Origin of the sequence: Rhodoferax sp., assembly GCF_028715765.1 — a bacterium.
GTDB lineage: Bacteria > Pseudomonadota > Gammaproteobacteria > Burkholderiales > Burkholderiaceae_C > Rhodoferax.
In genome coordinates, this window is sequence record NZ_JAQURE010000078.1 from 1 (window position 1) to 6914 (window position 6914).

13 protein-coding genes are annotated in these 6914 nt (G+C 56.7%); all 13 read left to right on the top strand.

Annotated features, from left to right (window positions below; all coding sequences use genetic code 11):
• On the top strand, positions 1-688 hold a 688-nt coding region (locus tag PHT20_RS15870; RefSeq protein WP_301021283.1), incomplete at its 5' end, for an aminotransferase class I/II-fold pyridoxal phosphate-dependent enzyme.
• Positions 685-1323: an imidazoleglycerol-phosphate dehydratase HisB gene (gene hisB / locus PHT20_RS15875; protein WP_301021284.1), complete on the top strand. Its 639-nt coding sequence runs from the start codon at positions 685-687 to the stop codon at positions 1321-1323. The genes PHT20_RS15870 and hisB, both read left to right, overlap by 4 nt.
• A 51-nt stretch (positions 1324-1374) precedes the next feature.
• Positions 1375-2058 (top strand): imidazole glycerol phosphate synthase subunit HisH, encoded by a 684-nt coding sequence (gene hisH, locus PHT20_RS15880; RefSeq protein WP_301021285.1) that lies wholly within the window; start codon positions 1375-1377, stop codon positions 2056-2058.
• A 128-nt stretch (positions 2059-2186) separates the two neighbouring features.
• Positions 2187-2927, top strand: coding sequence for a 1-(5-phosphoribosyl)-5-[(5-phosphoribosylamino)methylideneamino]imidazole-4-carboxamide isomerase (hisA, locus tag PHT20_RS15885; protein WP_301021286.1), 741 nt, complete (start codon positions 2187-2189; stop codon positions 2925-2927).
• A gap of 137 nt (positions 2928-3064) precedes the next feature.
• Positions 3065-3505, top strand: a complete 441-nt coding sequence (locus tag PHT20_RS15890; RefSeq protein WP_301021287.1) for a nucleotidyltransferase substrate binding protein — start codon at positions 3065-3067, stop codon at positions 3503-3505.
• 79 nt (positions 3506-3584) lie between these two features.
• Positions 3585-3845, top strand: coding sequence for a nucleotidyltransferase domain-containing protein (locus tag PHT20_RS15895; RefSeq protein WP_301021288.1), 261 nt, complete (start codon positions 3585-3587; stop codon positions 3843-3845).
• A gap of 10 nt (positions 3846-3855) precedes the next feature.
• Entirely contained in the window at positions 3856-4656 is an 801-nt protein-coding gene (gene hisF / locus PHT20_RS15900) for an imidazole glycerol phosphate synthase subunit HisF (RefSeq protein WP_301021289.1), read from the top strand.
• An 86-nt stretch (positions 4657-4742) separates the two neighbouring features.
• Entirely contained in the window at positions 4743-5135 is a 393-nt protein-coding gene (hisI, locus tag PHT20_RS15905; protein WP_301021290.1) for a phosphoribosyl-AMP cyclohydrolase, read from the top strand.
• On the top strand, positions 5135-5539 hold the full coding sequence (locus tag PHT20_RS15910) for a phosphoribosyl-ATP diphosphatase (RefSeq protein ID WP_301021291.1): 405 nt from the start codon (positions 5135-5137) through the stop codon (positions 5537-5539). Before hisI ends, PHT20_RS15910 begins: the two co-directional genes overlap by 1 nt.
• Positions 5536-5943 carry a hypothetical protein gene (locus PHT20_RS15915; RefSeq protein ID WP_300084367.1) on the top strand — a complete coding sequence of 136 codons (408 nt, stop codon included), beginning with the start codon at positions 5536-5538 and terminating at the stop codon, positions 5941-5943. Before PHT20_RS15910 ends, PHT20_RS15915 begins: the two co-directional genes overlap by 4 nt.
• Positions 5944-5945: 2 nt before the next feature.
• Entirely contained in the window at positions 5946-6305 is a 360-nt protein-coding gene (locus tag PHT20_RS15920; protein WP_301021293.1) for a histidine triad nucleotide-binding protein, read from the top strand.
• A 68-nt stretch (positions 6306-6373) separates the two neighbouring features.
• Positions 6374-6613, top strand: coding sequence for a Sec-independent protein translocase subunit TatA (gene tatA, locus PHT20_RS15925; protein WP_300084368.1), 240 nt, complete (start codon positions 6374-6376; stop codon positions 6611-6613).
• A 30-nt stretch (positions 6614-6643) separates the two neighbouring features.
• Positions 6644-6914 (top strand): Sec-independent protein translocase protein TatB (gene tatB, locus PHT20_RS15930; protein ID WP_301021292.1); only part of this gene is annotated, 271 nt, incomplete at its 3' end.

The following is a 6914-nucleotide window of genomic DNA, read 5'->3' on the forward strand; positions in this document are numbered from 1 at the left end:
TGTGCCGCTCACCGCCGACTTTGAGCTGGATGAATCGGCCATGCTGGCAGCCATTGACGAGCACAAACCCGCCATCACTTACCTGGCCTACCCCAATAATCCGACCGCTAATTTGTGGAACGACGACGGCATTGAGAAAATCATTGTTGCCGCAGGCGAGCAGGGCGGTTTGGTGGTGATGGACGAGGCCTACCAACCCTTCGCCTCGCACAGTTACCTCAACCGACTGACGCGGCATAGCCATGTGTTGCTGCTGCGCACGCTTAGCAAGTTTGGTCTGGCTGGCGTGCGACTGGGTTATCTGATCGGGCCGCAAGCCTTGGTGGCTGAAATCGACAAGGTGCGCCCGCCCTACAACGTGAGTGTGCTGAACTGCGAAGCGGCCCTGTTTGCGCTTGAGCATCAAGCCGTATTTGAGGCGCAAGCCCTTGATATATGTGCGCAACGTGCTCTGCTTTTTGAAGCGTTGGCCAAGTTGCCCCAAGTTCACGCGTTCCCCAGCCAAGCCAACATGCTGCTGGTGCGTGTGCCTGATGCAGAAAAGACGTTTGACGGCATGGCTGCGCGCGGCGTGCTGGTAAAGAACGTTTCTAAAATGCACCCACTGTTGGCGCAGTGTTTGCGCCTGACCGTGGGTACCGCCACCGAAAACCGCCTGATGTTGGCTGCTTTGGAAGCTTCTTTATGACAAATTTTGCGTTGACCGAATTGCCTGAAAACCACACGTCTCGTGCCCAACGAAAGGCAGAGGTGATTCGCAACACGGCCGAGACCAACATCACCGTGCGCATCAACCTGGACGGCACAGGGCAGTCGCGCCTGCACACCGGCATTGGTTTTTTTGACCACATGCTGGATCAAATTGCCCGTCACGGCCTGATTGACTTGGACATTGATGCCGAAGGCGACCTGCACATTGACGGCCACCACACGGTAGAAGACGTCGGCATCACCCTGGGGCAGGCGGTGCACAAGGCGGTGGGTGACAAAAAAGGCCTGCGCCGCTACGGCCACGTCTACGTGCCGCTGGACGAAGCCTTGAGCCGGGTGGTGATTGATTTTTCTGGCCGCCCCGGGCTGGTGATGGACGTGTCTTTTACCAGCGGCATGATCGGTACCTTTGACACCCAGTTGATGCACGAATTTTTTCAGGGCTTTGTCAACCATGCCCAAGTCACCCTGCACATTGACAACCTCAAGGGCAGCAACGCGCACCACCAGGCCGAGACCGTGTTCAAGGCCTTCGCCCGCGCCCTGCGTGCCGCCCTTGAGCTTGACCCGCGTGCCCTGGGGCAAATCCCTTCGACCAAGGGCTCGCTGTAGTTTTATATGAAAAATTGGCCTCTAGCGCCCGTGGATATTGCGTAAGCAGCTATGAATTTAAATACCAACAGTGGCACGGACAAGACCGTTGCGGTGGTCGATTACGGCATGGGCAACCTGCGTTCGGTGTCGCAAGCGGTGCAAGCCGCAGCGGTGGGCACGGGGTTTACGGTGCTCATCACGCAAGACCCGGATGTGGTTCGCCGTGCCCAGCGCATTGTGCTGCCCGGCCAGGGCGCCATGCCTGACTGCATGCGCGAGCTGCGCGAGTCTGGCTTGCAAGCCTCGGTGCTGGAGGCTGCGGCCAACAAACCGCTGTTTGGCGTGTGCGTGGGCATGCAGATGCTGCTCGATCACAGCGCCGAGGGCAACACGCCTGGTTTGGGCTTGATCCATGGCGAGGTGCTTAAATTTGAGCTGGCCGGGCGCTTGCAAGAAGACGGTAGCCGCTTCAAAGTGCCGCAAATGGGCTGGAACCAGGTCTGGCGCGCCAACCATGGCGGCGCACCGCACCCGGTGTGGGGCGATGTGCCAGACGGCAGCTACTTCTATTTTGTGCACAGCTTTTACGCCAAACCGTCGGATGCACGCCACAGCGTAGGGGAAACCGATTACGGCCAGCGCTTTTCCAGCGCCATTGCCCGTGATAACATTTTTGCCACCCAATTTCATCCCGAAAAAAGTTCTGAGCACGGCTTGAGCCTTTACCGCAACTTCCTCCACTGGAACCCCTGATTCAGTTCGCCCCCCTGATGTGCCGCGCCGCCGTGCCCCCGTTTCTCTGTCTTGCCCGCTGCGCCTGAACCACGCAGCGGTCGTTTTGTTCCATTGACGTTTTCTTCCACCCTCCCACCCCAAGCATCATGCTTTTAATTCCTGCAATCGATCTCAAAGACGGCCATTGCGTGCGCCTGCAACAAGGCGACATGACACTTTCCACCACTTTCAGCGAAGAGCCCGCGGTGATGGCGCGCAGCTGGGTGGACAAGGGCGCACGGCGTGTGCACCTGGTCGATTTGAATGGGGCATTTGCCGGGCAACCCAAAAACGAAGCGGCCATTCGCAAAATCCTGAAAAACATTGGCAGTGAAGTGGATGTGCAGTTGGGCGGCGGTATTCGCGACCTTGACACCATCGAGCGCTACCTGGATGCCGGGCTGCGTTACGTCATCATTGGCACGGCGGCGGTGCGCAACCCTGGCTTTTTGCAAGACGCCTGCACTGCGTTTGGTGGCCACATCATCGTCGGTCTGGATGCCAAAGACGGCAAAGTGGCCACCGACGGCTGGAGCAAGCTCACGCGCCACGATGTGGTCGACCTGGGTAAAAAATTTGAAGATTTTGGTGTGGAGTCCATCATTTACACCGACATTGGCCGCGACGGCATGCTGACCGGCATCAACATCGAGGCCACCGTGCGCCTGGCACAAGCTCTGACGATTCCCGTGATTGCTTCAGGCGGCTTGAGCAGCATGGCCGACATCGAAGCCCTGTGCGCAGTTGAAGACGCGGGCATTGAAGGTGTGATCTGCGGCCGCGCCATTTACAGCGGCGACCTGGATTTTGAAGCCGCCCAGGAGCGTGCGGATGAGTTGAACGGCTGACCTTCTTCTTGAATGACCACCATGGAAAAATCGGAGAGATGCCATCAAGATGACTGCATCAATTGCTGGATTTGGCGCGAGCCTGCATACGTTGCGCACCGAGGCGTTTGATTTACCATAAATTAGAAAACGTGGTGATGGATTCACTTGACTCCTCCGCAGACGACATTCGTTGGCAGCAGCGCTTGCAAAACTATGCGCGTGCGCTGTCGCAGCTGCAAAGTGCCGTTGAATTGAGCAACACTCGCCCGCTAACCGATTTGGAGCAGCAAGGGCTGATTCAAGCCTTTGAATTCACGCATGAGCTGGCTTGGAACGTCATGAAAGACTACTTGCACAGCTTGGGGCAAACCCAACTCATGGCCTCGCGAGACTCCACACGGGCAGCGTTCAAAGCCGGGCTGATTCATGAGGGTGAGACCTGGATGGACATGATTTTGAGTCGCAATTTGAGCTCACACACCTACAACCAAGAGACGGCCAACTTGATCTCAAGCAGGACATCAGAGCGTTATCTGCCTTTGTTGATGGCATTTGGGCAAAAAATGCGGGACATTCAACATGCCAGTGGCGCTTGAATCGCATCAGTCAGGGCGGGTTGTTCAGGGTGAGACATTTGGGTTGTCCTCTCGGGCACTTGGGCTTTTGCGTGGGCTTTTGTCTATCTATCCACAAATTCGTCTGGCCAAGGTTTACGGTTCCAGAGCCAAAGGCAATTACCGCGAAGGCTCTGACATTGACATCGCGTTGGACGCACCAGAGATGACGTTTGATGCCTATTTGAAACTGTGCGGCGATTTAGATGAACTGCTTTTACCTTGGGACATTGACCTGTCTTTGCTCAGCCACATCGACAACCCTGATTTGCTTGAACACATTGAGCGGGTAGGGCAGATGCTGTGGCAAAAACCTTTATGAAAATTCAACCATGCTAGCCAAACGCATCATCCCTTGCCTGGACGTGACCGGTGGTCGCGTCGTCAAGGGCGTTAATTTTGTCGAGCTGCGCGACGCCGGAGACCCGGTGGAGATTGCCGCACGTTACAACGAGCAAGGCGCGGACGAACTCACGTTTTTAGACATCACCGCCACCAGCGATGGCCGTGATTTGATTTTGCACATCATTGAAGCCGTGGCCAGCCAGGTGTTTATTCCGCTCACCGTGGGCGGGGGCGTTCGCACGGTTGATGATGTGCGCCGCCTGCTCAATGCCGGTGCGGACAAAACCAGTTTCAACTCCGCCGCCATTGCCAACCCGCACGTCATTCGCGAGGCTTCGGGCAAATACGGCGCCCAGTGCATTGTGGTGGCCATTGATGCCAAGCGCCGTCAAGGGGTTGACCTTGAGCGACTTGATGCCCACGGTCAGCCGCTGGGCGCAGGGTGGGACGTGTACAGCCACGGTGGGCGCAAAAACACCGGGCTGGATGCGGTTGCCTGGGCGCGCCAGATGGCCGATTTTGGTGCCGGCGAGATTTTGCTCACCAGCATGGATCGGGACGGCACCAAAGCCGGCTTTGACCTGGACTTGACCCGAGCTGTGAGCGAGGCGATCAGCGTGCCTGTGATTGCCTCAGGTGGGGTGGGCAACTTGGATCACCTGGCAGACGGCATTCAACTGGGTCGAGCCGACGCAGTGCTGGCGGCCAGCATCTTCCACTATGGCGAGTTCACGGTGGCGCAAGCCAAAGCGCGTATGGCCGAGCGCGGCATTCCTGTGCGGCTTTAATTTCATGTGCTTTATGCCTCTAGCGCTTATGTACATTGCATAAGTAGCTATTTAATTTATAGTAAGCCTCGTTTTCCACAAAATCTATGAACTGGTTAGACACCCTTAAATGGGACGCCCAAGGCTTGATCCCGGCCATTGCCCAAGAGCAGGGTAGCAACGATGTGCTGATGATGGCTTGGATGAACCGCGAGGCATTGCAAAAAACTGCCGAGCTGGGGCGGGCGGTGTATTTCAGCCGTTCGCGCAACAAGCTGTGGTTCAAGGGCGAAGAGTCTGGCCATGTGCAGATCGTGCATGAGATTCGGGTCGATTGCGATGCCGATGTGATTTTGCTCAAGGTCACGCAAACTGGCCACACGCCGGGTCTGGCTTGCCACACCGGGCGCCACAGCTGTTTTTACCGGGTGGTTGACAATGGCGTCTGGCGCACCGTTGACCCGGTGTTGAAAGACCCTCAAACCATTTACAAAAGCTGATGAGCACTGAACCCCATTCCGTTGATGCCCTGGCCGCTTTGGCTGCGGTGATCGAATCACGTCTGCCTGCGCACGGCGGCGACCCCGAGTCCAGCTACGTGGCGCGCTTGTTGCACAAAGGCCCTGATGCGTTTTTGAAAAAAATTGGCGAAGAGGCCACCGAGGTGGTGATGGCCGCCAAAGATGCAGACCACGGTGGCGACAAAACCCATGTGGTCTATGAAGTGGCTGACCTGTGGTTTCACAGCATGATCGCCCTGGCACACTACGGTTTGCGTCCAGCCGATGTGATTGCCGAGTTACAGCGCCGTGTCGGTCTGAGCGGCTTGCAAGAAAAAGCCATGCGCAAAGTCAAAGCGCGCGAGGCCGAAACCGCCGCCAACCAAACCCAAGGAACCACATGAACCCTCATGACAACCCCACCCAAGCGGTCGGTGCGCTGGATGTGCAAACGCTCAACGGTTTGAACGCTTGGGGCACGGTGAGCTACGTGTTGCATTTGATTGTGGCCGTGGCCGCGTTGGTGCCGGGCGCGCAGGCCGGCCCAGTATTGCTGCTGGTGGCGCTGGTGATTGACTTGGTCAAGCGCGGTGACGCGGTGGGCACCTGGCACGCCTCGCATTTTCAGTGGCGCATTCGCACGGTGTTGATTGCCGGTTTGCTGTACTTGGTGACCGCGCCGCTGTGGTTGCTGTTGCTGTTGCCGGGCTGGTTGGCCTGGTTGGGCATTTCAGTTTGGTTTTTGTACCGCATCATCACTGGCATGGTGCGGTTGAATAAAGGCTTACCCATGGAGATTGCTGCATGAGCTTGCACGCTGACCCGAATTGTTTGTTTTGCAACATTGTGGCGGGGCGCATTCCGTCCAAGGTGGTGTACCAAAATGACGAGTTTTATGCGTTTCATGACATCCACCCGTCTGCGCCGGTGCATTTTTTGATCATCCCCAAACTGCACATCGCATCGATGGCGCTGCTCACGGCTGAGCACGCGCCCATGATGGGGCGCATGATGGCGCTGGTACCCCAATTGGCGTTGCAAGCCGGTTGCCGTCCTTACCCCGAAGGCGGTTTTCGGCTGGTGGTGAACACCGGTGCCGATGGCGCGCAAGACATTCACCACCTGCATGTGCATGTGATGGGCGGCCCACGTCCCTGGCTACGGGGTTAATTGCGGGTTAAATGTGGGGGCGGCTGACCTGCTCCCTTAAAATTTGTTCACTATTTCTGGAGACCATCATGGGTTCATTTTCTATTTGGCACTGGTTGATTGTTTTGCTGATTGTCATCATGGTGTTTGGCACTAAAAAACTCAAAAATTTGGGCAGTGACCTGGGCGGTGCGGTCAAAGGTTTCAAAGAAGGCATGAAAGAGGGTGGCATAGCCCCTGCCGATGACGACGCTGCTACGTCCAAAGTTGCCAACAGTGCGGCAGCTGACAAAACCACGATTGACGTTGAAGCCAAGCAAAAATCTTGATGCGCTCAGATGTGGTGCTGAGAGGCCAGCATGATTGACCTGGGCATTTCCAAGCTGGCATTGATCGGCGCGGTGGCGTTGATCGTGATCGGCCCTGAAAAACTGCCCACCGTGGCTCGCACAGTGGGTGCCTGGATTGGCAAGGCGCAGCGCTATGTGACTGACATGAAGGCTGAGGTCAACCGCTCGATGGCGCTTGATGAACTCAAAAAAATGAAGGACTCGGTGGAAAGCGCTGCCAAAGATGTCGGTCAGTCCATCAAGTCCGGCACCGATGATTTTGAAAAAACCTGGGCTGAAG